Raw genomic sequence first — 21,399 nt, forward strand, 5'->3', positions numbered from 1 at the left:
GAACCACCCTCGGCAACGCGGCCGGTGCGCTCGATCAGACGATCCGAACCACCCTCGGCAACACGGCCAGTGCGCTCGATCAGGCGATCCGAACCGCCTTCGGCAACACGGCCACTGCGTTCGATCAGACGCTCGGCACCACCTTCGGCAACGGTTTTCAGCGGTTGGGCCATTTCAACAGCGCTGGAGCGCGATTCGGCGGTCAGGTGCTGATCGGCAGCTGGAACGGCGAAGGCGTTGGCAGCAAGGATGGACAGCGTCAGGGTCAGCAATTGGCGTTTCATGATTTCGGTGCTCCTCTCGGGGGCTGGAAAGTGGGTACGAAGCCAATGCTACGCTCGGCAACGCCAGAGAGAAGTTCATACGGGTAATGGTAACAATCGATGGTATTGATAGCGCGGTGTCAAGGCTCTAACGCAGGTGTTTCAAGGCATCATGTGATAAAAAGCTGAGCAGGTAGGCAAGAAAACTTCACCGTCATGGGCTTCATGGATAAAACCCTGGGGGCTTTCATCAGTCGGAGATATTGAGTGCGATCGTTGCGCCCGTTTTGCCCCAAGCCGTCAGGAGAATAACGCAATGACGCGTCCCGCCAGAATCTTCGTCTGGACCCTTACCAGCCTGCTGACCTTGCTGGCGATACTGGTGGTTGTGATCGCCACCTTCGACTGGAACCGGGTCAAGCCATTGCTTAACGAGAAAGTCTCCGAAGCGTTGCACCGGCCGTTCGCGATCAACGGTAACCTGTCGGTGCACTGGCGCACTGAGCCGGAAGAAGGCGGGTGGCGCGCCTGGGTACCGTGGCCGCACTTCATTGCCGAGGACCTGACCCTAGGCAATCCCGAGTGGCTGAAGGAGCCGAAGATGGTCGGCCTGGAGCGTGTGGAATTTCGACTGGCGCCGCTGCCGCTGGTATTCCAGCAGATCGTCATCCCGCGCATCGACCTGGTCAAACCCACCGCCAGCCTTACTCGCCTGGCCGATGGCCGCGCCAACTGGACCTTCGACTTCGGCCCCAAGGATGAGAATGCGCAGCCCTCCAAGTGGCAGCTGGATATCGGTGCCATCGGTTTTGACCAAGGTCATGTCAGCTTCGACGACCAGACCCTGAAAACCAGCATGAAGGTACAGATAGATCCGCTGGGCAAACCCATACCGTTCAGCGAGATCGTGGGTAAGGCAAGTGCCGACAAGGCCGGCGGCGCTCAGGACTATGCCTTCGGGCTCAAGGCCCAGGGCCGTTACAAGGGGCAGCCAGTCTCCGGTACTGGCAAGATTGGTGGCCTGCTGGCGCTGCAGGACGCCAGCCAGCCATTTCCGTTGCAGGCCGACGTGCGCGTTGCCGATACCCACGTAGTGCTCGCAGGCACCCTGACCGACCCTCGCAACCTGGGGGCGCTGGATCTTCGCCTGCGCTTGTCAGGCGCCAGTTTGGGTAACCTTTATCCGCTGACGGGGGTGACCCTGCCAGACACGCCAGCCTACGAAACCGATGGTCACCTGAAGGCCAACCTGCAGGCGGCCGAAGGTGCGACGTTCAACTACGAAGGATTCAACGGCAAGATCGGCAACAGTGACATCCACGGCGACCTGGCGTTCGTCGCCAGCCAGCCGCGGCCTAAGCTATCTGGCAAGCTGGTCTCCAACCAGTTGTTGTTCAAAGACTTGGCACCGCTGATCGGTGCCGACTCCAACGCCGAGCAGAAAGCCCGCGGGGGCGCCAGCAAGCAGCCTGCCGGCAAGGTGCTGCCGGTGGAGGAGTTCCGCACTGATCGCTGGCGCACCATGGACGCCGACGTCGAGTTTGCCGGCAAACGAATCGTCCACAGTGAGCAATTGCCGTTCAAAGACCTCTCTGCCCATGTAATCCTCGAGGACGGCCTGCTGCGCCTGGAGCCGCTGCGCTTTGGGGTGGCCGGTGGCAACCTGGCCTCCAGGATACGCCTGGATGGCCGCAGCGTACCGCTGCAGGGGCGCGCTCGGCTGACCGCACGTGGCTTCAAGCTCAAGCAGCTGTTCCCCACCTTTGCGCCGATGCAGACCAGCTTCGGTGAGCTCAACGGCGATGCCGATATCAGCGGCCGCGGCAACTCGGTGGCAGCCCTGCTGGGCACGGCCAATGGCGACCTGCGCATGCTGATCAACGATGGTGCGATCAGCCGCAGCCTGATGGAGATTGCCGGGTTGAACGTGGGCAACTACGTGATCGGCAAGCTGTTTGGCGATGAGGATGTGCAGATCAACTGCGCAGCAGCTGATGTTGGTATCAAGGACGGGCTGGCGAGCACGCGCCTGTTCATATTCGATACCGAGAACGCGATCATCTATGTCAACGGCACGGCCAACTTCGCCAGCGAGCAGCTGGACCTTGAGATCACTCCTGAATCGAAAGGCTTGCGGCTGTTCTCGCTGCGTTCGCCGCTGTATGTCCGCGGGCCGTTCGCCAAGCCCGGTGCGGGCGTGCAGGCGGTGCCGCTGGCATTGCGCGGCGTGGGCATGGTGGCACTGGGGGTAGTTGCAGGGCCTGCGGCGGGGCTGCTGGCGCTGGTGGCGCCAAGCAGTGGCGATGAGCCCAACCAGTGCACGCCGTTGCTGCAGCAGATGAAAGCCGGCAAGGCGCCGGCTGAGGTGAAGGGCAAGCAATAAGTGAACCGGGGCCGCGAAGCGGCCCCTGGCGATTACAAGCCTTGCAGCAGATCGGACATGTCGTCTGCGTGTTCTTCTTCCTGAGCCAGGATGTCCTCGAAGATGCGACGCGTAGTCGGGTCTTTGTCGCCAATGTACTGAATGATCTCGCGGTAGCTGTCGATCGCGATGCGTTCGGCCACCAAGTCCTCCAGCACCATCTCCTTCAACGAGTTGCCTGCTACGTACTGGGCATGGGAATTCTTGGTCAGGTTGTCCGGGTTGAAGTCCGGCTCGCCACCCAGTTGCACGATGCGCTCGGCAAGCTTGTCGGCGTGTTCGGCTTCCTGGTTGGCATGCTCGAGAAACTCCTCGGCAGCCACGCTCGCCTTGATCCCGCTGGCCATGAAGTAATGACGCTTGTAGCGCAGTACGCAGACAAGCTCGGTGGCCAGCGACTCATTGAGCAGGCGCAGGATTTCCTGGCGGTCGGCGTGGTAACCCTCGGTCACCGCGCCTTGCTCGACGTGCTCACGGGCACGCTTGCGCAGGGTTTGCACATCGGTCAGTTCAACGTTGCTCATGGTTTTCTCCAGACAAATCAGGACGGGTGGTCAAGGTGTTGCGCAGGCTCACGCGCCGTGTACGGCTTCGCTGTCCTCTTCTCGTTGTTTGCACGTCTTGAAGCCCTTGGCATCGACATGGCCGGTGGCATCGAAGCGCACGTAGTAAGGCTGCTGATGGCCATCGCGGTTGAGGATGTAGTCGTTGCAGGTGCCTCCGTGCGGCAGGTCGATCGCATTCGATGGGCTGCCGCCGATGGCGATGACTTTCTGCATGGTCATGCCGTTTTCGACTTGCTTGACCAGCGGCTCGTCGCGGTAGGTGACGTAGTCCACCGGGTTTTCCGGGCGGCTGCCACAGGCGGCCAGGGTCGCGCTTGCCAGAAGGATTGCCAGGGTCTGTTTGTACATGGTCCCGCTCCTTGCTCAAGGGTCTGTTCTGGTTTGGAACCGCACGGCGCGTCAGGAGTTCGATTGCGATGGTCATTCATGCCGCTGTAGTGTTGGCCGAACGTCCACGCAAAAGGGGCTGGGCCCATGCAGCAGGAATTGGCTACGCGATACCCGTTGGTGCTGGTACCGGGCATGCTCGGCTTTGTCAGGGCATTGCTCTATCCCTATTGGTTCGGCATCGTGCCGGCCTTGCGCAAGGGCGGGGCGCAGGTGTTCCCCGTGCAGGTATCGCCCTTGCACTCCAGCGAAGTGCGTGGTGAGCAGTTGCTGGCAATCATCGAAGACATCTGCCAGCGCACCGGTGCTGACAAGGTCAACCTGATCGGCCATAGCCAAGGCGCCCTGAGCGCGCGTTATGCCGCAGCCAAGCGGCCTGGCCGGGTGGCCTCGGTGACTTCGGTAGCCGGCCCCAACCATGGTTCGGAACTGGCCGACCACCTGGCTCGCACAGCGCCGGGCGATTCACCCCAAGGGCGCATCCTCAGGGCTGTTTTGCATGGCCTGGCGGTGCTGCTGGGGTGGTTGGAAACCGGCTGGCGCCGCGACTCATTGCCTATCGACGTGCATGCCTCGCACCAATCGCTGACCAGCGCTGGCGTAGCGCTGTTCAACCAGGTTTATCCACAGGGCCTGCCCGACACCTGGGGCGGTGAGGGCGCGGGAGAGGTCAACGGCGTGCGTTACTATTCGTGGTCAGGCACCTTGCAGCCGGGTATCACCGACCAGGGGCGTAACCGCTTTGACGGCAGCAACCGCTTCTGCCGCCTGTTCGCCCGCAGCTTCGTCAAGGAAAAGGGCCAGTGTGACGGCATGGTCGGGCGCTTCAGTTCACACTTGGGGCAGGTGATCGGTGATGACTACCCGCTCGATCACCTGGACATCGTCAACCAGTCGCTCGGCGCCGTGGGCAAGGGCGCCGAGCCGGTGCGGCTGTTCACCGAGCACGCCGCCCGCCTCAAGGCTGCGGGGCTGTAGCGCTGCGGCGCACGGGGGTGGTCCAGCGTTCGGCGAGGACCACCCCGGCCAGGGTCAGCAAGCCGCCGATCAGGTGGTAGCTGGCCAGTTGCTCGTCGAGCACTGCGGCTGCGATCAGCGCGGTCACCAGTGGCAGCAGGTTGAAGAACAGCGTGGTGCGGCTTGGCCCCAGGCGGTGCACGGCCTGCATCCACACCAGCGGCGCGACCATCGAGGCCAGCACACAGGCGTACAGCACCAGGCCCACGTTATGCACGTTCAGGCCGGTTTTGTCCGAAAGCAGGAACAGTGGCAGCAAGACAATGATTGCCACCAGCACCTGCAGGTACAGCAGCTGCAAGGGCGGCAGGCGCAGCTGCCATTTCTTCAGCAGGAAGCTGTACAGCGCGTAGGCCAGGGTGGCCACCAGCATCAGCAGGTCACCGCGGTTCAGGCCTTGCTCCAGCAAGATGCCGGGCCGGCCGGCGGAGACGACTTCCAGCACGCCGATGAACGACACCACCGCGCCTGTCAGCGCACCGTAGCTCAGCCGCTGACCGAGCCATGCGATGGACAGGGCCAGCGACATCAAGGGCATCAGCGAGAGAATGATGCCCATGTTGGTAGCGCTGGTGATGCTGGCCGCGAAGTAGGCGAGGCTTTGGTACAGGGCCATGCCGAGCACGCCAAGGACGAAGATTCTGGCCAGGTGCGCACGGATGGCTGCGCGGTTGCGCCACACGGCCGGCAGCAGGAATGGGGTGAACAGCAGCCCCGCGAGCAGCCAGCGGTAGAAGCCGATCTCGGCAGGGTGGATGGCACCTGCTGACAGCTTGGTGACCACGGTGTTGCCGGCCCAGATGAGGATAGCGGTAAGGGGGTACAGATAATTCATGACGCAACGGCTCTCGGATGCTTACTAGCCTCTGTGGGCGCGTTTGCGCTAGCACACAGAGGTTGTAGTGTGGCCCGGTATTATCGGGTGTCTGTCAGCAAGCCTATACTCCTATCCAGACAACCTGCCCCTTGAAGCAGACAGCATGCACCGCAAATACCTCGACATCCCCCAATTCGACCAACTTCCTGCGCCTGTGTACCTGCGCCACGACGAATTTGGCGCCGACACTCACAGCCCGCCCCATCGCCACACCTGGGGCCAGCTCAACTACACCGCCCATGGCGTCATGCACCTGGATGTCGATGGCCAGCGTTTTCTGTCACCCCCGCATTACGCCGTCTGGGTGCCGCCGGATACCCAGCATGGTTGCTACAACCCGCAGGCCATCGTTTACCGCTCGGTCTATCTCGACCGCAGCCTGTGCGCCGGCCTACCGCAGCAGCCGTGCAGCCTGGTGATCAGCGATATCCTCAAGGCCATCCTCGGCGACTTCGCCCGCCGTGACGTCAAGGTGGCTCAGGACGAACGCGACCAGCGCCTGGTGCAGGTGCTGCTCGATCAGTTGCTGCTGGCACCCACCCAGACCTGCTACTTGCCCTTCGCTCGGAGCGAGGGCCTGCGCCAGGTGCTCGATGCCCTCGGCGCCGAACCTGGTGACAACCGCCCGTTGGCGGACTGGGCGGCGCGGGTGCATGTCAGCGAGCGCACCCTGGCGCGGCAATTTCTGCGCGAGCTGGGCATCAGCTTTGGTGAGTGGCGCCTGCGCCTGAGGTTCTTGCGGGCCATCGAAGCGCTGGAGGCCGGCTTGCCGATACAGGCCATCGCCTTCGACCTGGGCTACAGCAGCGCCTCGGCATTCATCGCCATGTTCCAGCGTCAGGCCCATTGCACGCCGGAGCAGTACCGGCGGCAAGCGCGGACGGGTGTGTAAAATGTGTTGTCTACACTCACATGCGACACCGTGCATCGGGCGCGGGAGACAAGGAGACCACTCCATGAAGATGCTGCACATGCCATTGCTGGCGTTGGCTGTTATGTTCAGTGCGCAGGGATTCGCTGCCACCGCTCAACAGGAAAAGATGACCTCGTGCAATGCCGACGCTTCTGCCAAGGCGCTCAAGGGCGATGAGCGCAAAGCCTTCATGAGCACCTGCCTGAAGAAAAGCGTACCGCCCACCCAGCAGGAAAAGATGAAGATCTGCAACGCTGACGCCAGCGCCCAGGCGCTCAAGGGCGACGAGCGCAAGGCCTACATGAGTGACTGCCTGAAGAAGAAATGACCTGCGCCTATGCCTGTAGGACGAAGGCTGGCAGACTGCGGTTCTTTTCCGTTGTCTGCCGTTGAGGCTGTATGACTTTCACCCCCCGCCAGGTCACCCTGGCCAGCTGGATCATCGTATTTGCCGGCCTGCTGCTGGCGCTCCCCCTGAAATTGTTACCCAGCCTGCTGGCCGGGCTGCTGGTGTTCGAGCTGGTCAACATGCTCACGCCACGCCTGCAGCCGATCATTGCCGGGCAACGCGCACGTTGGCTGGCGGTGGCGCTGCTGGGTACCCTGGTGGTCAGTACCCTGACCTTGCTGATCGCCGGCGCGTTCAGCTTCTTGCTGCACGAGGCAGAGAACCCCGGCGCCTCGCTGGACAAGTTCATGGCCCTGTTCGAGCGTGCCCGTGGCCAGTTGCCGCCGTTCATCGAGGCCTACCTGCCGGCCAGTGCCGCAGAGTTCAAGGTGGCCATCGGGGACTGGGTCAAGAGCCACCTCAGCGACCTGCAACTGGTAGGCAAGGGCATGGCGCACATGTTCGTGACGCTGCTGATCGGCATGATTCTCGGCGCCATCATCGCCCTGCAGCGCATCCCCGACATTTCCCGGCGCAAACCGCTGGCAGCCGCCTTGTTCGAGCGCCTGAGCCTGCTGGTGCAGGCGTTTCGCAACATCGTCTTCGCGCAGATCAAGATCTCGCTGCTCAACACCGTGTTCACCGGTATTTTCCTTGCCGTGGTGCTGCCACTGTTCGGTGTGCACCTGCCGCTGACCAAGACGCTGATCGTGCTGACCTTCCTGCTCGGGCTGTTGCCGGTGATCGGCAACCTGATGTCCAACACCCTGATCACCATCGTTGGCATGTCGCTGTCGATCTGGGTGGCTGCGGCCGCGCTGGGGTATCTGATCGTTATCCACAAGGTCGAGTACTTCCTCAACGCACGGATCGTGGGGGGGCAGATCAGTGCCAAGGCCTGGGAGCTGTTGCTGGCGATGCTGGTGTTCGAGGCGGCGTTCGGGTTGCCTGGGGTGGTAGCGGGGCCGGTGTACTATGCGTACATGAAGAGCGAGCTGAAGCGGGCTGAGCTGGTTTGAGAGCTGCAAGCTTCGAGCTACAAGCTGCAAGATAAAGCCGAACGCGGTGGGCCTCCATCGCCAATCGGCTTATAGCTTGCAGCTTGCAGCTCACCCGTAACGCTTGCGTGCTTCGATCGCCAGCCCGCTGCCGATGCTGCCGAAGATGTTGCCTTCCACATGCCGCGCGTTCGGCAGCATCGCCGCCACACTGTTACGCAGCGCCGGAATGCCGCTGGAACCACCGGTGAAGAACACCGTGTCCACCTGACCTTCGCTTACACCGGCCTTGGTCAGCAGCTCGGTGACGCTGCCACGCACCCGCTCCAGCAGCCCTTCGATCGCGCCTTCGAACACCGCACGGGTAAGGTCCACGCCCAATTCGCGCTCCACGCGGCCGAGGTCGATACGGCGGCTTTCGTGGTCGGTCAGCTCAATCTTGCTGGCCTCGACCTCCATCGCCAGCCAGTGCCCGGCCCGTTGCTCGATCAGCTTGAACAGACGGTCGATGCCCAGGGTGTCCTCGATGTCATAGCGCATGCTGCCCAACGCCAGTTGCGACTTCTGCGAGTACAGGGCGTTGATGGTGTGCCAGGTGGCCAGGTTGAGGTGGTAGCTGGTAGGCATCAGCGCACCGCTCTTCATCCGGCTGCCGTAACCGAACAGCGGCATCACGCCCTGCAGGCTCAACTGCTTGTCGAAGTCGGTACCGCCGATGTGCACGCCGCCAGTGGCGAGGATGTCGCTCTGGCGCTCGGCCACCTGGTGACGCTCGGGTGACAGGCGTATCAGGGTAAAGTCCGAGGTACCCCCGCCGATATCCACGATCAGTACCAGCTCTTCACGGCTGATACCTGACTCGTAGTCGAACGCGGCGGCAATCGGTTCGTACTGGAACGACACGTCCTTGAAGCCGATCTTGCGGGCCACGTCGGCCAGGGTATCTTCGGCCTCCTGGTCGGCGGCCGGGTCTTCGTCGACGAAAAACACCGGGCGGCCCAGTACCACCTGATCGAAGCTGCGGTCGGCGGCGGTTTCGGCACGCTTTTTCAGTTCGCCGATGAACATGCCCAGCAGGTCCTTGAATGGCAAGGCGCTGCCCAGCACGCTGGTGTCGTGCTTGATCAGCTTGGAGCCCAGCAGGCTCTTGAGCGAGCGCATCAGGCGGCCTTCGTAGCCTTCCAGGTACTCGTGCAGTGCCAGCCGGCCATACACAGGGCGGCGCTCTTCGATATTGAAGAAAACCACCGAGGGCAGGGTGATCTTGCCGTCTTCCAGGGCTATCAGCGACTCGACCCCGGGGCGGTGCCAGCCGACCGTGGAGTTGGAGGTGCCGAAGTCGATGCCAAGGGCACGGGCCGGGGATACGTCAGACATGGGAAAAGGGCTTCCGGAGGCAAAACGGCCGCGCAGTTTATGCCACTTGGCCAGAGAATCAAGACCGGTCGTCTGCCTTGAAGCAAAGCCAAGCGCACCTTGAAAGGCTATGCTTGACCCTTATCTTCAGATGCAACACGAAAATTCACATTGGTGATCCATAGATGGACTTCAAAGACTACTACAAGATACTCGGCGTAGAGCCCACGGCGGACGAGAAGGCGATCAAGGCCGCGTACCGCAAGCTGGCGCGCAAGTATCACCCTGACGTCAGCAAGGAGCGCGACGCCGAGGAGAAATTCAAGGAGGCCAATGAGGCCTACGAGGTACTTGGCGACGCCCAGAAACGCGCCGAGTTCGACGAGATCCGCAAGTACGGCGGCCAGCATGGTCGGCCATTCCAGGCCCCACCGGGCTGGGAGAACCGTGGCGGTGCGGGCGGTGGTTTCGAGGGTGGTGATTTCTCCGACTTCTTCAGCTCGATCTTCGGCGCACGGGGCGGCAACCCCTTTGGCGGCGCTCGGCAACAACGCAGTGCCGGCAGGCGAGGGCAGGATGTGGAACTGGAATTGGCGATCTTCCTTGAGGAAACCCTGAGCAAGGAGTCCAAGCAGATCAGCTTCCAGGTGCCGCAGACCAACGCCGCCGGCCAGCGTACCGGGTTCACCACCAAGACCCTGAATGTGAAGATCCCGGCCGGCGTGAGCGACGGTGAGCGCATCCGCCTCAAGGGCCAAGGTGCACCGGGCAGCGCTGGTGGTGCCAACGGCGACCTGTTCCTGACCATCCGCATGGCACCGCACCCGCTGTTCGATGTCGAGGGCCAGGACCTGATCATCACTGTGCCACTGGCACCGTGGGAGGCCGCATTGGGCACCAAGGTGGCGGTGCCGACCCTGGACGGCAAGATCAACCTGACCATCCGCCCCGACAGCCAGAGCGGCCAGCGCCTGCGTGTGCCTGGCAAAGGCCTGGCGAACAAGCAGGGTGAGCGCGGCAACCTCTACGCCCAGCTCAAGGTAGTCATGCCGCCGGCATCCGACGCCTCTACCCGCCAATTGTGGACCCAGCTTTCCGAGAAGGCGGCGTTCAATCCGAGGACACAATGGAGTAAGTGATCATGAGCAGCACCCTGATCGTTCAACTGGACATGCGCACGCTTTGCCAGGAGGCCGATATCACGGCCGACTACGTGGTCGAGATCGTCGAGCACGGCATCGTTGAACCTTCGGGGCGAACGCCGGAGGAATGGTTGTTCGATGATCAGGCGCCGCTGCTGGCCAGGCGTGCGGCAAAGCTGCACCAGGAGCTGGAACTGGAGTGGGAAGGGGTGGCGCTGGCGCTGGAGCTGTTGCAGGAAGTGCAGCAGTTGCGCAGTGAGAACAGCATGCTGAAACAGCGGCTGGGCAGGTTTACCCAGATGTGATGTCGACTGCAGTGGCCCCAGCGCCGGCTTGCTGGCGATGGGGCCACTGCAATCAGCAAAAAACTCAGGCTGGCTCTGCCCCCGGGTCGAGCACCAGCTGCATGAAAGTCAAATCCTGCCAGCGCCCGAACTTCACCCCCACCTGGGGCATCTGCCCGGTCACCACGAAGCCCAGACGCTCATGCAGGCGTACCGACGCGGCATTGCCACTCTCGATGGCCGCGACCATCACATGCTTGCCACACCCCCGCGCGCGCGCGATCAGTGCTGCCATCAATTGCGGCCCCAGGCCCTTGCCGCGCTGATCGCCACGGATATACACCGAATGCTCCACGGTATTGCGAAAACCCTCGAACGGCCGCCAATCGCCAAACGACGCATAGCCCAGCACACCGCTGTGATCCACTGCCACCAGAATCGGATAGCCCTGTTGTGCCCGTGCCTCGAACCAGGCCTCTCGGTTGCCCAGGTCCACCGGCGTATCGTTCCAGATCGCCGTGGTGTTGCGCACCGCGTCGTTATAGATGTCGAGGATGCCCGGCACGTCGGCGGGCAGTGCATCGCGAATTTCGTGGCTCATTGCTGCGTCTCACAAGGTCGAGGGCTGCAGATTAAATGGTTACCAGCCCACGCACACCTTCGGCCTGCATGTTTTCACCGCGCCCGCGCTGGATGATTTCGCCACGGGCCATGACCAGATACTGGTCGGCCAGCTCCTCGGCAAAGTCATAGAACTGCTCCACCAGCAGGATGGCCATGTCGCCACGCTCTGCCAGGCGGCGGATGACCGCACCGATCTCCTTGATGACCGATGGCTGAATGCCTTCAGTGGGTTCGTCGAGAATCAGCAGGCGTGGCCGGCTGGCCAGGGCGCGGCCGATGGCCAGCTGTTGCTGCTGGCCGCCGGACAGGTCACCGCCGCGGCGTTGCTTCATCTGTTCCAGCACCGGGAACAGTTCGTAGATGAACGCAGGCACCTCACGGGCCTCGCGCGCCGGGAAGCGCGACAGGCCCATCAGCAGGTTTTCCTCGACGCTGAGCCGCGCGAATATCTCACGCCCCTGGGGCACATAGGCGATGCCTGCGTGTACCCGTTGCTGTGGCTTGAGCGTGGTGATCGGCTTGCCTTCCCATTCGACGCGGCCTTCGCGTGGCGGCACCAGGCCCATCAGGCAGCGCAGCAGGGTGGTCTTGCCCACGCCGTTGCGCCCGAGCAGGCAGGTGACTTCACCGACCTTGGCTTCGAAGGACAGGCCGCGCAGGATGTGGCTACCGCCGTAGTACTGGTGCAATTCACTGACTTCAAGCACTTTCAATTCCTCGTTCTTGTCAGCTACAAGCTTCAAGCTTCAAGCGGCAAGAGGGAGCGCACGGCTACTGCTTGCGGCTTGAGGCATGCCACTTGAGGCGCGTCAGCGCCCTAGATAAACCTCGACCACCCGCTCATCCGCTTGCACCTGCTCCAGCGATCCCTCTGCCAGTACGCTGCCCTGGTGCAGCACGGTCACATGGTCGGCAATGCTGCCGACAAACCCCATGTCGTGCTCCACCACCATCAGCGAATGCTTGCCGGCCAAGCCTTTGAACAGCTCAGCGGTGAACTCGGTTTCGGCATCGGTCATGCCGGCCACCGGCTCGTCGAGCAGTAGCAGTTGCGGCTCCTGTACCAGCAACATGCCGATCTCGAGGAACTGTTTCTGCCCATGTGACAGCAGGCCTGCCTGGCGCTGGGCCAGGGGTAGCAGGCGCAAGGTGGTCAGCACTTCTTCGATGCGTTGCTGTTGCTCACCGCTCAAGCGTGCCGTCAGGCAGGCCCAGACTGACTTATCGGTTTTCAGTGCCAGCTCAAGGTTCTCGAACACGGTCAGTGCTTCGAACACCGTGGGCTTCTGGAACTTGCGGCCAATGCCGGCCTGGGCGATCTGGTATTCGCTCATGCGGGTCAGGTCCAGGGTATCGCCGAAGAAGGCACTGCCGGTGTCGGGGCGCGTCTTGCCGGTAATCACGTCCATCATGGTGGTCTTGCCGGCACCGTTGGGGCCGATGATGCAGCGCAACTCCCCCACACCGATGTACAGGTTCAGGGCATTGAGTGCCTTGAAACCATCGAAGCTGACGCTGATGCCTTCCAGGCTCAGCACCGTGCCGTGACGGGTATCCAGCCCCGCTTCACGGCGGCTGCCCAGGCCGATGGCGTCACGGCCGCTGCCAAGGTTGTCGAATACCGGTTCGAGCATGAATTCCGGATGCACTGGGGGCACGCCTTTCATGGCTGGCTCCTTTTCTTCAACAGGCCGACCACGCCCTTGGGCAGGTAGAGGGTGACGAGGATGAACAATGCGCCGAGGAAGAACAGCCAGAACTCGGGGAAGGCCACGGTGAACCAGCTTTTCATGCCGTTGACCAGGCCCGCGCCCAGCAGCGGGCCGATCAGTGTGCCGCGCCCGCCCAAGGCTACCCAGACAGCAGCCTCGATGGAGTTGGTCGGCGACATCTCGCTGGGGTTGATGATGCCCACCTGTGGCACATACAGCGCACCTGCCAGGCCGCACAGCACGGCGCTCAATACCCACACCAGCAGCTTGAAGCCCCGTGGGTCATAGCCACAGAACATCATGCGGTTTTCTGCATCGCGTACGGCGGTGAGCAGGCGGCCGAACTTGCTCTGGGTCAGGCGCCAGCACAGGTACAGGCTTGCCAGCAGCAAACCTACGGTCAGCAGGAACAGCACGGCGCGGGTGCCTTGGGAGGCAATGTCGAAGCCCAGAATCGTGCGGAAACTGGTGAAACCGTTGTTGCCGCCAAACCCTGTCTCGTTGCGGAAGAACAGCAGCATGCCGGCGAAGGTCAGGGCCTGGGTCATGATCGAGAAATACACGCCCTTGATCCGCGAGCGGAAGGCGAAGAAGCCAAACACCAGTGCCAGCAGGCCAGGTGCCAGCACCACCAGGCACAGGGCCCAGGCAAAGTGCTGGGTACCGGCCCAGTACCACGGCAGTTCGCTCCACGACAGGAATGTCATGAACCCCGGCAGGCCGTCACCGGCGGCCTGGCGCATCAGGTACATGCCCATGGCGTAACCACCGAGGGCGAAGAACAGCCCGTGGCCGAGCGACAGCAGCCCTGCGTAGCCCCAGACCAGGTCCAGGGCCAGGGCGACGATGGCGTAGCAGAGGATCTTGCCGACCAGGGTGAGTGTGTAGGCCGAGACCTGCAAGGCATGGTCGGGCGGCAGCAACGACAGCAGCGCCATGGCCACCAGCAGCAGGACGACGACGGTACCGATGGCCAGCGACAGGCGCGGCCCGGCTTTTTGCGAAGCGGTGACAAGCAGTGGCTGGTTCATCAGTCGATTACCCGTCCCTTGAGGGCGAACAGGCCTTGCGGGCGCTTCTGGATGAACAGAATGATCAACGCAAGGATGAGGATTTTGCCAAGCACCGCGCCGATTTGCGGCTCCAGCAGCTTGTTGGCTATCCCTAGGCCGAAGGCGGCCCAGAGGCTACCGGCCAGTTGCCCGACACCGCCGAGCACCACTACCAGGAACGAGTCGATGATGTAGCTCTGGCCAAGGTCCGGGCCGACGTTGCCGACCTGGCTCAGCGCTACACCACCAAGCCCGGCGATGCCCGAGCCCAGGCCGAAGGCGAGCATGTCCACCCGCCCGGTGGACACACCACAGCAGGCAGCCATGTTGCGATTCTGGGTGACCGCACGTACGTTCAGGCCCAGCCGCGTGCGGTTGAGCAGCAGCCAGGTCAGCAGTACCACCGCCAGGGCGAAGGCAATGATCACCAGGCGGTTGTAGGGCAGCACCAGGTTGGGCAGCAGCTGGATGCCACCAGACAGCCAAGCCGGGTTGCTGACCTCGACGTTCTGCGCGCCGAACAGCAGGCGGATGGCCTGGATCAGCATCAGGCTGATGCCCCAGGTCGCCAGCAGGGTTTCCAGCGGGCGGCCGTAGAGGTGGCGGATCACCGTGCGCTCCAGGGCCATGCCCACCCCGGCGCTGACGGCGAAGGCCACTGGCAGGGCAATCAGCGGGTAGAACTCGATTGCGCCTGGCGCGTAGCGCTGCAGCAGCACCTGGACCATGTAGGTGCTGTAAGCACCGAGCATGAGCATCTCACCGTGGGCCATGTTGATCACGCCCAGCAGCCCGAAGGTGATCGCCAGGCCAAGGGCCGCCAGCAGCAGGATCGAACCCAGCGACAGGCCGCTGAAAGCCTGGCCGAGCAGCTCACCGAACAGCAGCTTGCGCTTGACCTGCGCCAGGCTTGTTTCAGCGGCAGTGCGCACGCCTGCGTCGGTTTCCACATCGGGTTGCAGCAAGGCCTCCAGGCGGGTGCGGGCCAGCGGGTCGCCGGTTTCGCCGAGCAGGCGTACCGCCGCCAGGCGCACGGCTGGCTCGCTGGCGCCCAGTTGCAGGTTGGCCAGTGCCAGGCCAAGCGCTGCGTGCACGGTAGTGTCGGGTTCGCTGGCAAAGCGCCGGTCGAGGAATGCCATTTGCGCCGGTTGTGCACTTTTTTGCAGTTGCTGGGCGGCGGCCAGGCGAGTGTCGCTGTTGTCGCTGAGCAACTGGTGGCTGGCCAGGGCGTTATCGATCAGGCCGCGCAGGCGGTTGTTAAGGCGCACTTTGCGGGTGTCATCGGCTGCGATGCGGCCCTGGCGCAGGTTTTCCAGCAGCGGCAGGCGCGCGGCGTCGGGTTGCGCCGCCCAGCCTTCGAGCAGGCGAGCCTGCTCGGCGGGCTTGGCGGTGAGGAAGAATTCGCCCTCGCTGGCCTGGGTTGCCAGGGGCAGCAGGAGCAGCAGGGTGAGGAGGAGTCTGAGCATGCGGGCAATCCTGGAAATCGGCGGTGGATTCATCGCCGGCAAGCCGGCTCCCACAGGGTGGTGCTGTTCTCAGGGCCCTGTGGAAGCTGGCTTGCCAACGAAGGGGCTGCAGCGCAGCCCCAGTGCACTCAGTTGCCTTTCACTGCATAGTCAGGGCGCTTGTCGTTGCCCGGAATGAACGGGCTCCACGGCTGCGCGCGCAGTGGCTGTTCGGTTTCCCAGACCACGCTGAACTGCCCGTCATCCTGGATTTCGCCGATCATCACCGGCTTGTGCAGGTGGTGGTTGGTCTTGTCCATGGTCAGGGTGAAGCCGGACGGTGCCTTGAAGGTTTGCCCACCCAGGGCTTCGCGTACCTTGTCGACATCGGTGGACTTGGCTTTTTCCGCCGCTTGCGCCCACATGTGGATGCCCACGTAAGTGGCTTCCATCGGGTCGTTGGTCACGGCCTTGTCGGCACCCGGCAGGTTCTTGGCTTTGGCGTAGGCCTTCCAGTCGGCGACGAACTTCTGGTTGACCGGGTTATCCACCGATTCGAAGTAGTTCCAGGCGGCGAGGTGGCCTACCAGCGGCTTGGTGTCGATGCCGCGCAGTTCCTCTTCACCCACCGAGAACGCCACCACCGGTACGTCGGTGGCTTTCAGGCCCTGGTTGGCCAGCTCCTTGTAGAACGGTACGTTGGAGTCGCCATTGACGGTGGAGATAACGGCGGTTTTGCCGCCTGCCGAGAACTTCTTGATGTTGGCGACGATGGTCTGGTAATCGGCGTGGCCGAACGGCGTGTAGACCTCTTCGATATCCTTGTCGGCCACGCCTTTGCTGTGCAGGAAGGCGCGCAGGATCTTGTTGGTGGTGCGCGGGTAGACGTAGTCGGTGCCGAGCAGGAAGAAACGCTTGGCGCTGCCGCCGTCTTCGCTCATCAGGTATTCCACGGCCGGGATCGCTTGCTGGTTGGGCGCGGCGCCGGTGTAGAAGACGTTCGGCGACATCTCTTCACCTTCGTACTGCACCGGGTAGAACAGCAAGCCGTTGAGCTCTTCGAACACGGGCAGCACCGACTTGCGTGACACCGAGGTCCAGCAGCCGAACACCACCGCGACCTTGTCCTGGGTCAGCAACTGGCGGCTCTTTTCGGCGAACAGTGGCCAGTTGGATGCAGGGTCGACCACCACCGGTTCGAGCATCTTGCCGTTGACCCCGCCCTTGGCGTTGATCTCGTCGATGGTCATCAGCGCCATGTCCTTGAGCGATGTTTCGGAAATCGCCATGGTCCCGGACAGCGAATGCAGGATGCCGACCTTGATGGTCTCGGCGGCCTGGATGCTCCAGCTAAGGCCCATCGCCGCAATCGATGCGCTGAGGGTAAAGGCCTTGATCAGACTGCGACGCTTCATGTGCTCTCTCCGCTGAGTTTTTTTGTGTTGGCCAAGCGGAGGGGGCTGTTGCAAGGGGTGTGCCGAACGGCAAAAGGTGCGTAATAGAAGGGCTGTGCGAGGTGTTGGGGCGTTTGCAAGGTCCAGGTTGGTGCCTGAGATGTTTGTGTGCACAGGATTGGGGCTGCAAGGCAGCCCCGGAGTGCATCAGCTGTTGCGTACAGCTGTCCGCGGATGGCGCTTGCTACGCACACCCTGGTAGGTGACGGCCAGCAACACGAACCAGATCGGCGTGACGATCAGCGCAGAGCGGGTGTCCGCTTCCAGGCTCAGCAGCACCAGGATAAAGGCGAAGAACGCCAGGCACACGTAGCACATGAAGCGCCCGCCCGGCATCTTGTAGGTCGATGCCTGGTGCAGCGCCGCACGGGTTTTGCGGTACTTCAGGTACGACAGCAGGATCAGCGTCCAGACAAACATGAACAGCACTGCCGAAACCGTGGTGACCAGGGTGAATGCTTCGATCACGTTCGGCACCATGTAGATCAGCACCGCGCCAAGCAGCAGGCAGGTGCACGAGAAGTACAGGCCGTTGGCCGGTACGGCGCGGCTCGACAGTTTTTCGAATGCGCGCGGTGCGTCGCCTTCCTGGGCCAGGCCGAAGAGCATGCGGCTGGTGGAAAACACGCCGCTGTTGGCCGACGAGGCCGCCGAGGTCAGCACCACGAAGTTGATGATGCTCGCCGCCGCTGGCAGGCCGGCCAGCACGAACAGCTCGACGAACGGGCTCTTGCCCGGCACCACATCGCGCCATGGGGTCACAGCCATGATCGCGATCAGTGCCAGCACGTAGAACACGATGATACGGATCGGGATCGAGTTGATCGCCCTTGGCAGGGTGCGTTCAGGGTTCTTGGCTTCGGCGGCGGTGGTGCCGACCAGCTCGATGCCGACGAAGGCGAACACGGCAATCTGGAAGCCGGCGAAAAAGCCCATCAGGCCGTTGGGGAACATGCCGCCGTCGTTCCACAGGTTGGCCAGCTGCGCGGTGCGCCCGCTCGGCGACTCGAAACCGGTGATGACCATGTACAGGCCGGTGGCGACCAGGCCGAGGATGGCGACGATCTTGATCAGGGCGAACCAGAACTCCATCTCGCCGAACATCTTCACGGTAACCAGGTTAAGCGACAGCAGTACTGCAACGCAGGTCAGGGCGGGTATCCACTGTGGCAGGTCCGGGAACCAGAACTGCGTGTAGGCGGCAATGGCGACCACGTCGGCAATGCCGGTGACCACCCAGCAGAACCAGTAGGTCCAGCCGGTGAAGTAGCCGGCCCAGGGGCCGAGCAGGTCGGCCGAGAAATCGATGAACGACTTGTAGTTGAGGTTCGACAGCAGCAGTTCGCCCATGGCGCGCATGACGAAGAACAGCATGAAGCCGATGATCATGTAGACGAAGATGATCGACGGCCCCGCCAGGCTGATGGTCTTGCCCGAGCCCATGAACAGGCCGGTGCCGATGGCGCCACCGATGGCGATCAGCTGGATGTGGCGGTTGGTCAGGTTACGCTGCAGGTGCTGCGCTTGAGCAGGAGGGGAAGAGGTCCGGGTCATTGGCTGCATTCCATTGAGGGTCAGTCTTTTTGTGAAAGCCGCGTAGGCTAACACGCGCGTCCCAAATCGGGGCGCGACAGATCGACTCGACTTTTCAGTAGCAGATGGCTGCTGTGCGGCCCTTTCGCTACACAAGACCAACGCGGTCGTCTGAGCGGCCTTGTGTCGCGAAAGGGCTGCACAGCAGCCCCAATGGCCTCAAATGCTGGCCAACACCCTGCGCCTTACCACCAGGCTATCCACCACCCACATCACCACCATCGACACCCCCACCAGCGGGAAGATCACCCCTAGCACCAGCATCACCCCCACCGCCGCCTTCCAGCGCGGCAGGTCATGGCGCAGTGCCGGCACCCCAAGGCCACCGGCCGGCCGGCGTTTCCACCACATCACCAGTCCGCTCACCGAACCCAGCAAAATCATCAGGCACACCAGCAGAATGATGATCTGGTTCAGCACGCCGAACATCTTGCCCTCGTGCAGCATGACGCCCAGCTCGGTCGCCCGGGCCACCGGGCTGTAGTCCTGCCAGCGCACGTCGGCCAGCACCTTGCCGGTGTACTGATCGACATGCAGGGTGGCATCGTTGCGCGGGTCGTCGGCGAACACGGCGATGGTGAATACGCCATCGGCAGTGGTCGGCACGGTGATGCTGTAGCCGGGTTCCACCTCGCGCGCGGTGGCGAGGTCCTGTACCTGCTGCAGGCTCACCTGAGGTGCCGCTGGCCTGTTCGACATCATGTGGTGCCCGGCATGTTCGGCATGCGCACCGGACTGCGGCATCGGCGTGTTTTCCATGGCCCAGGGCACCGTCTGGCGGTGGGCGCTGTTCAGTTCACCGGCCTGTTGATCGGACTTGGGCACGTCATTCCACATGGCCGCCGGGAAGCGGTTCCACAGGTCGGCGTACTGTTTGCCCCACAGGCCGGTCCAGGTCATGCCGCTGAGCAGCATCAGCAGCAGCAGGGCCGAGCCCCAGAAGCCGCTGACCGCGTGCAGGTCGCGCCAGAGCAGCCGGCCACGCGCCGACAGCCGTGGCCACAGCACGCCACTGCCGCTGCGCCCGCGCGGCCACCACAGGTACAGGCCGGACACCACCAGCACGATGCCCCAGCCGGCTGCCAGTTCCACCAGTCGGTCACCGAGCGTACCGACCATCAGCTCGCCATGCAGGGCGCGGGCGACCGCCTGCAGGTTCTGCTTGGCATCCTGTTCGCCCAGGATCTTGCCGCTATACGGGTTGACGAACACATTCAGTTCGCGCCCACCGTCATGCACCACGAACTGCGCGCTGCGCTCGGCATTGATGGGTGGCAGATATTGGCCCACATGGCCTTTGGGGTAGGCCTGGCGCACTTCGGCCAGCATCACGTCGGCGCCCTGGCGGTGATGGCTGGCCTCGACCACCATCAGGTCACGGTACAGCAGTGGGTCCAGCTGCGGTTTGAACAGGTAGATGATCCCGGTAATCGCCAGCAGGATCATGAACGGGGCGACGAACAGCCCCGCATAGAAATGCCAGCGCCAGGCCAGGTTGTAGAATGAAACGCGTGTTCCGCTCATGGGAACCTCCTGTTTGACCAGCTGAGGGGCGCAACCAGCGGCTGCGCCCGTTGTTGTTGTCAGAAGCTGAAATCGACCTTGGTCCAGAACGTCCTGCCCGGTTCGTTGACCGGCTGTGGATCGGAAGCCGGGTAGCCGAACCCGGCGTTCCCGGCCAGGTTCAGGTGCTCGGCGTAGGTTTTGTCGAACAGGTTGTCGACGCCTGCGCTGAGCTTGAGGTTGTTGTTCACCTTGTAGGCCCCATTGAGCGAGAACACGCCGAACCCGGCGCTTTTTTCGTAGTCCTTGCCGACCACATTGCCCTGGTTTTCGGCGATGCGGTTCTGTGCAGCCACCAGCCGCCACAAGGCCCCGGCGCTCCAGGTGTCGCGGCTGTAGGTCAGGCCCATGCGGCTTTCCAGTGGTGGCATCTGCGGCAGTGCCTTGCCGTCACTGCTGTTCTTGCCCCAGGCGTAGGCCAGGGTCGCATCGGCCTTCCAGGTTTCCGTCAGCTTGTAGGCGGCGCCCAGTTCGCCACCCATGATGCGGGCGTCGATGTTCTGCGCCTGGGAGGTGCTCATGCCCATCATGCCGGTACGGTAGTCGAACAGGATGTAGTCGCGGATCTGCCCGACATAACCCGAAGCCCAGGCTTCAAGGCGCTCGTCGCGGTACTGGATGCCGAAGTCGAGCTGGGTGGTCTTTTCTGGCTTGATGCCGTCGAAGGCGTTGGCGGCGCCAGAGGGCGCCAGCTTGGGCGAGAACAGCTCCCAATAGTCGGGGAAACGCTGGGCATGGCCAAGGCCGATGTAAGTGGTGGCCGGCACCGCCGCGAGGTCGTGCTCATAACGTACGAAACCGCTGGGTAGGGTATCGGCGCGGGTATCACCTTCGGTAGCGCTGCCAGCCCGGAAGTCGCGGGCGGAGGCGCGATCGAGACGGGCGCCGGTGATCAGCCGGTCAACCCCTGTGGCGTACCAGGTCAGTTCACCAAAGGCCCCATAGTTATGGAAGTCGGCATCCTTGGTCCAGGGCTGGCCCTTGTGCGCATCAACGCCCATGCCGCCACGCTGGCGATGTTCGTTGGTCTGTGCGTCGATGCCACTGATCAGTTGCACGTCGGCCCAGCGCCAGGTGGCCTTGATGCGTGCGCCCATTGTGCGGCGGTCGACATTGCTGACCATGGGCATGCCCATCATGCCGCTGCCCGATGGGGTGCGCAGGCTGTAGTTGTCCATCACGTGGTCGGCGTAGTTGTAATAGACCTGTGCCTCGACCTTGTCGAGCACCTCGCCCAGGTTGGACTTTTCAAAGCGCAGGCCCAGGCTTTCGCGCTTGAACTGCGAGCCGTCCATGCCACGGCCGGCATAGCGGGCCTCGCCGTCACCCTTACCGGCGGTGAG

Annotated in this window: 21 protein-coding genes; 7 read left to right on the top strand and 14 right to left on the bottom strand. The window is 62.9% G+C overall.

What is annotated here, in order from left to right; genetic code table 11:
• On the bottom strand, window positions 1–284 hold a 284-nt coding region (locus tag BLX42_RS06605), incomplete at its 3' end, for a phage infection protein (protein ID WP_161871424.1).
• A 295-nt stretch (window positions 285–579) separates the two neighbouring features.
• Here BLX42_RS06605 and BLX42_RS06610 point away from each other — a divergent pair.
• Entirely contained in the window at window positions 580–2,646 is a 2,067-nt protein-coding gene (locus BLX42_RS06610) for an AsmA family protein (RefSeq protein ID WP_161871425.1), read from the top strand.
• A 32-nt stretch (window positions 2,647–2,678) separates the two neighbouring features.
• On the opposite strand, the gene BLX42_RS06615 is transcribed toward BLX42_RS06610, so the two are convergent.
• A complete protein-coding gene (locus BLX42_RS06615; RefSeq protein ID WP_012316447.1) occupies window positions 2,679–3,209 on the bottom strand; it encodes a bacterioferritin in 531 nt (176 codons plus the stop codon).
• Window positions 3,210–3,257: 48 nt separating this feature from the next.
• A complete protein-coding gene (gene osmE, locus BLX42_RS06620) occupies window positions 3,258–3,599 on the bottom strand; it encodes an osmotically-inducible lipoprotein OsmE (RefSeq protein WP_046787818.1) in 342 nt (113 codons plus the stop codon).
• A gap of 126 nt (window positions 3,600–3,725) precedes the next feature.
• Between osmE and BLX42_RS06625 the strand changes: the two genes are divergently transcribed.
• Window positions 3,726–4,616: a triacylglycerol lipase gene (locus tag BLX42_RS06625; protein ID WP_115273781.1), complete on the top strand. Its 891-nt coding sequence runs from the start codon at window positions 3,726–3,728 to the stop codon at window positions 4,614–4,616.
• On the opposite strand, the gene BLX42_RS06630 is transcribed toward BLX42_RS06625, so the two are convergent.
• Window positions 4,597–5,490 (bottom strand): DMT family transporter, encoded by an 894-nt coding sequence (locus tag BLX42_RS06630; protein ID WP_161871426.1) that lies wholly within the window; start codon window positions 5,488–5,490, stop codon window positions 4,597–4,599. The genes BLX42_RS06625 and BLX42_RS06630 overlap by 20 nt on opposite strands.
• A gap of 145 nt (window positions 5,491–5,635) precedes the next feature.
• Between BLX42_RS06630 and BLX42_RS06635 the strand changes: the two genes are divergently transcribed.
• From BLX42_RS06635 to BLX42_RS06645, 3 genes are all read left to right on the top strand, one after another.
• Window positions 5,636–6,424 (top strand): helix-turn-helix transcriptional regulator, encoded by a 789-nt coding sequence (locus BLX42_RS06635; protein ID WP_161871427.1) that lies wholly within the window; start codon window positions 5,636–5,638, stop codon window positions 6,422–6,424.
• Window positions 6,425–6,488: 64 nt separating this feature from the next.
• The gene (locus tag BLX42_RS06640) at window positions 6,489–6,773 is read left to right on the top strand and encodes a PsiF family protein (RefSeq protein WP_046787822.1); all 285 of its coding nucleotides are present in this window, start codon (window positions 6,489–6,491) and stop codon (window positions 6,771–6,773) included.
• Between the two features lie 71 nt (window positions 6,774–6,844).
• Window positions 6,845–7,852 (top strand): AI-2E family transporter, encoded by a 1,008-nt coding sequence (locus BLX42_RS06645; RefSeq protein WP_046787823.1) that lies wholly within the window; start codon window positions 6,845–6,847, stop codon window positions 7,850–7,852.
• Window positions 7,853–7,942: 90 nt separating this feature from the next.
• Here BLX42_RS06645 and BLX42_RS06650 read toward each other — a convergent pair whose 3' ends face one another.
• Window positions 7,943–9,208: an Hsp70 family protein gene (locus BLX42_RS06650; protein ID WP_046787824.1), complete on the bottom strand. Its 1,266-nt coding sequence runs from the start codon at window positions 9,206–9,208 to the stop codon at window positions 7,943–7,945.
• A gap of 164 nt (window positions 9,209–9,372) precedes the next feature.
• On the opposite strand from BLX42_RS06650, the gene cbpA reads away from it, so the two are divergent.
• A complete protein-coding gene (cbpA, locus tag BLX42_RS06655; RefSeq protein WP_012316439.1) occupies window positions 9,373–10,326 on the top strand; it encodes a curved DNA-binding protein in 954 nt (317 codons plus the stop codon).
• A 2-nt stretch (window positions 10,327–10,328) separates the two neighbouring features.
• Window positions 10,329–10,634, top strand: coding sequence for a chaperone modulator CbpM (locus BLX42_RS06660; protein ID WP_012316438.1), 306 nt, complete (start codon window positions 10,329–10,331; stop codon window positions 10,632–10,634).
• A 64-nt stretch (window positions 10,635–10,698) separates the two neighbouring features.
• On the opposite strand, the gene BLX42_RS06665 is transcribed toward BLX42_RS06660, so the two are convergent.
• The 9 genes from BLX42_RS06665 to BLX42_RS06705 all read right to left on the bottom strand — a co-directional run.
• On the bottom strand, window positions 10,699–11,214 hold the full coding sequence (locus BLX42_RS06665) for a GNAT family N-acetyltransferase (RefSeq protein ID WP_046787826.1): 516 nt from the start codon (window positions 11,212–11,214) through the stop codon (window positions 10,699–10,701).
• A 31-nt stretch (window positions 11,215–11,245) separates the two neighbouring features.
• Entirely contained in the window at window positions 11,246–11,944 is a 699-nt protein-coding gene (gene urtE / locus BLX42_RS06670; RefSeq protein WP_046787876.1) for an urea ABC transporter ATP-binding subunit UrtE, read from the bottom strand.
• A gap of 102 nt (window positions 11,945–12,046) precedes the next feature.
• Complete coding sequence (gene urtD, locus BLX42_RS06675) at window positions 12,047–12,904, bottom strand: urea ABC transporter ATP-binding protein UrtD (RefSeq protein ID WP_069974045.1); 858 nt, start codon at window positions 12,902–12,904, stop codon at window positions 12,047–12,049.
• On the bottom strand, window positions 12,901–13,980 hold the full coding sequence (urtC, locus tag BLX42_RS06680) for an urea ABC transporter permease subunit UrtC (RefSeq protein ID WP_046787827.1): 1,080 nt from the start codon (window positions 13,978–13,980) through the stop codon (window positions 12,901–12,903). The genes urtD and urtC overlap by 4 nt, the downstream gene beginning before the upstream one ends.
• Window positions 13,980–15,500: an urea ABC transporter permease subunit UrtB gene (gene urtB / locus BLX42_RS06685; RefSeq protein WP_371316838.1), complete on the bottom strand. Its 1,521-nt coding sequence runs from the start codon at window positions 15,498–15,500 to the stop codon at window positions 13,980–13,982. Before urtB ends, urtC begins: the two co-directional genes overlap by 1 nt.
• A gap of 95 nt (window positions 15,501–15,595) precedes the next feature.
• On the bottom strand, window positions 15,596–16,861 hold the full coding sequence (gene urtA, locus BLX42_RS06690; protein ID WP_012316432.1) for an urea ABC transporter substrate-binding protein: 1,266 nt from the start codon (window positions 16,859–16,861) through the stop codon (window positions 15,596–15,598).
• A 186-nt stretch (window positions 16,862–17,047) separates the two neighbouring features.
• Complete coding sequence (gene cycA, locus BLX42_RS06695) at window positions 17,048–18,454, bottom strand: D-serine/D-alanine/glycine transporter (RefSeq protein ID WP_012316431.1); 1,407 nt, start codon at window positions 18,452–18,454, stop codon at window positions 17,048–17,050.
• A gap of 198 nt (window positions 18,455–18,652) precedes the next feature.
• The gene (locus BLX42_RS06700; RefSeq protein ID WP_119687831.1) at window positions 18,653–20,017 is read right to left on the bottom strand and encodes a PepSY domain-containing protein; all 1,365 of its coding nucleotides are present in this window, start codon (window positions 20,015–20,017) and stop codon (window positions 18,653–18,655) included.
• 59 nt (window positions 20,018–20,076) lie between these two features.
• Window positions 20,077–21,399 (bottom strand): TonB-dependent copper receptor (locus BLX42_RS06705; RefSeq protein WP_161871428.1); only part of this gene is annotated, 1,323 nt, incomplete at its 5' end.

The sequence above is a fragment of the Pseudomonas sp. SG-MS2 genome, assembly GCF_009933855.1.
GTDB lineage: Bacteria > Pseudomonadota > Gammaproteobacteria > Pseudomonadales > Pseudomonadaceae > Aquipseudomonas > Aquipseudomonas putida_E.

Bases quoted from the DNA above. Each gene is read 5' to 3' on its own strand.
- BLX42_RS06610 (WP_161871425.1), top strand. From the start codon at position 580: ATGACGCGTCCCGCCAGAATCTTCGTCTGGACCCTTACCAGCCTGCTG.
- BLX42_RS06615 (WP_012316447.1), bottom strand. From the start codon at position 3,209: ATGAGCAACGTTGAACTGACCGATGTGCAAACCCTGCGCAAGCGTGCC.
- osmE (WP_046787818.1), bottom strand. From the start codon at position 3,599: ATGTACAAACAGACCCTGGCAATCCTTCTGGCAAGCGCGACCCTGGCC.
- BLX42_RS06625 (WP_115273781.1), top strand. From the start codon at position 3,726: ATGCAGCAGGAATTGGCTACGCGATACCCGTTGGTGCTGGTACCGGGC.
- BLX42_RS06630 (WP_161871426.1), bottom strand. From the start codon at position 5,490: ATGAATTATCTGTACCCCCTTACCGCTATCCTCATCTGGGCCGGCAAC.
- BLX42_RS06635 (WP_161871427.1), top strand. From the start codon at position 5,636: ATGCACCGCAAATACCTCGACATCCCCCAATTCGACCAACTTCCTGCG.
- BLX42_RS06640 (WP_046787822.1), top strand. From the start codon at position 6,489: ATGAAGATGCTGCACATGCCATTGCTGGCGTTGGCTGTTATGTTCAGT.
- BLX42_RS06645 (WP_046787823.1), top strand. From the start codon at position 6,845: ATGACTTTCACCCCCCGCCAGGTCACCCTGGCCAGCTGGATCATCGTA.
- BLX42_RS06650 (WP_046787824.1), bottom strand. From the start codon at position 9,208: ATGTCTGACGTATCCCCGGCCCGTGCCCTTGGCATCGACTTCGGCACC.
- cbpA (WP_012316439.1), top strand. From the start codon at position 9,373: ATGGACTTCAAAGACTACTACAAGATACTCGGCGTAGAGCCCACGGCG.
- BLX42_RS06660 (WP_012316438.1), top strand. From the start codon at position 10,329: ATGAGCAGCACCCTGATCGTTCAACTGGACATGCGCACGCTTTGCCAG.
- BLX42_RS06665 (WP_046787826.1), bottom strand. From the start codon at position 11,214: ATGAGCCACGAAATTCGCGATGCACTGCCCGCCGACGTGCCGGGCATC.
- urtD (WP_069974045.1), bottom strand. From the start codon at position 12,904: ATGAAAGGCGTGCCCCCAGTGCATCCGGAATTCATGCTCGAACCGGTA.
- urtC (WP_046787827.1), bottom strand. From the start codon at position 13,980: ATGAACCAGCCACTGCTTGTCACCGCTTCGCAAAAAGCCGGGCCGCGC.
- urtB (WP_371316838.1), bottom strand. From the start codon at position 15,500: ATGAATCCACCGCCGATTTCCAGGATTGCCCGCATGCTCAGACTCCTC.
- urtA (WP_012316432.1), bottom strand. From the start codon at position 16,861: ATGAAGCGTCGCAGTCTGATCAAGGCCTTTACCCTCAGCGCATCGATT.
- cycA (WP_012316431.1), bottom strand. From the start codon at position 18,454: ATGACCCGGACCTCTTCCCCTCCTGCTCAAGCGCAGCACCTGCAGCGT.
- BLX42_RS06700 (WP_119687831.1), bottom strand. From the start codon at position 20,017: ATGAGCGGAACACGCGTTTCATTCTACAACCTGGCCTGGCGCTGGCAT.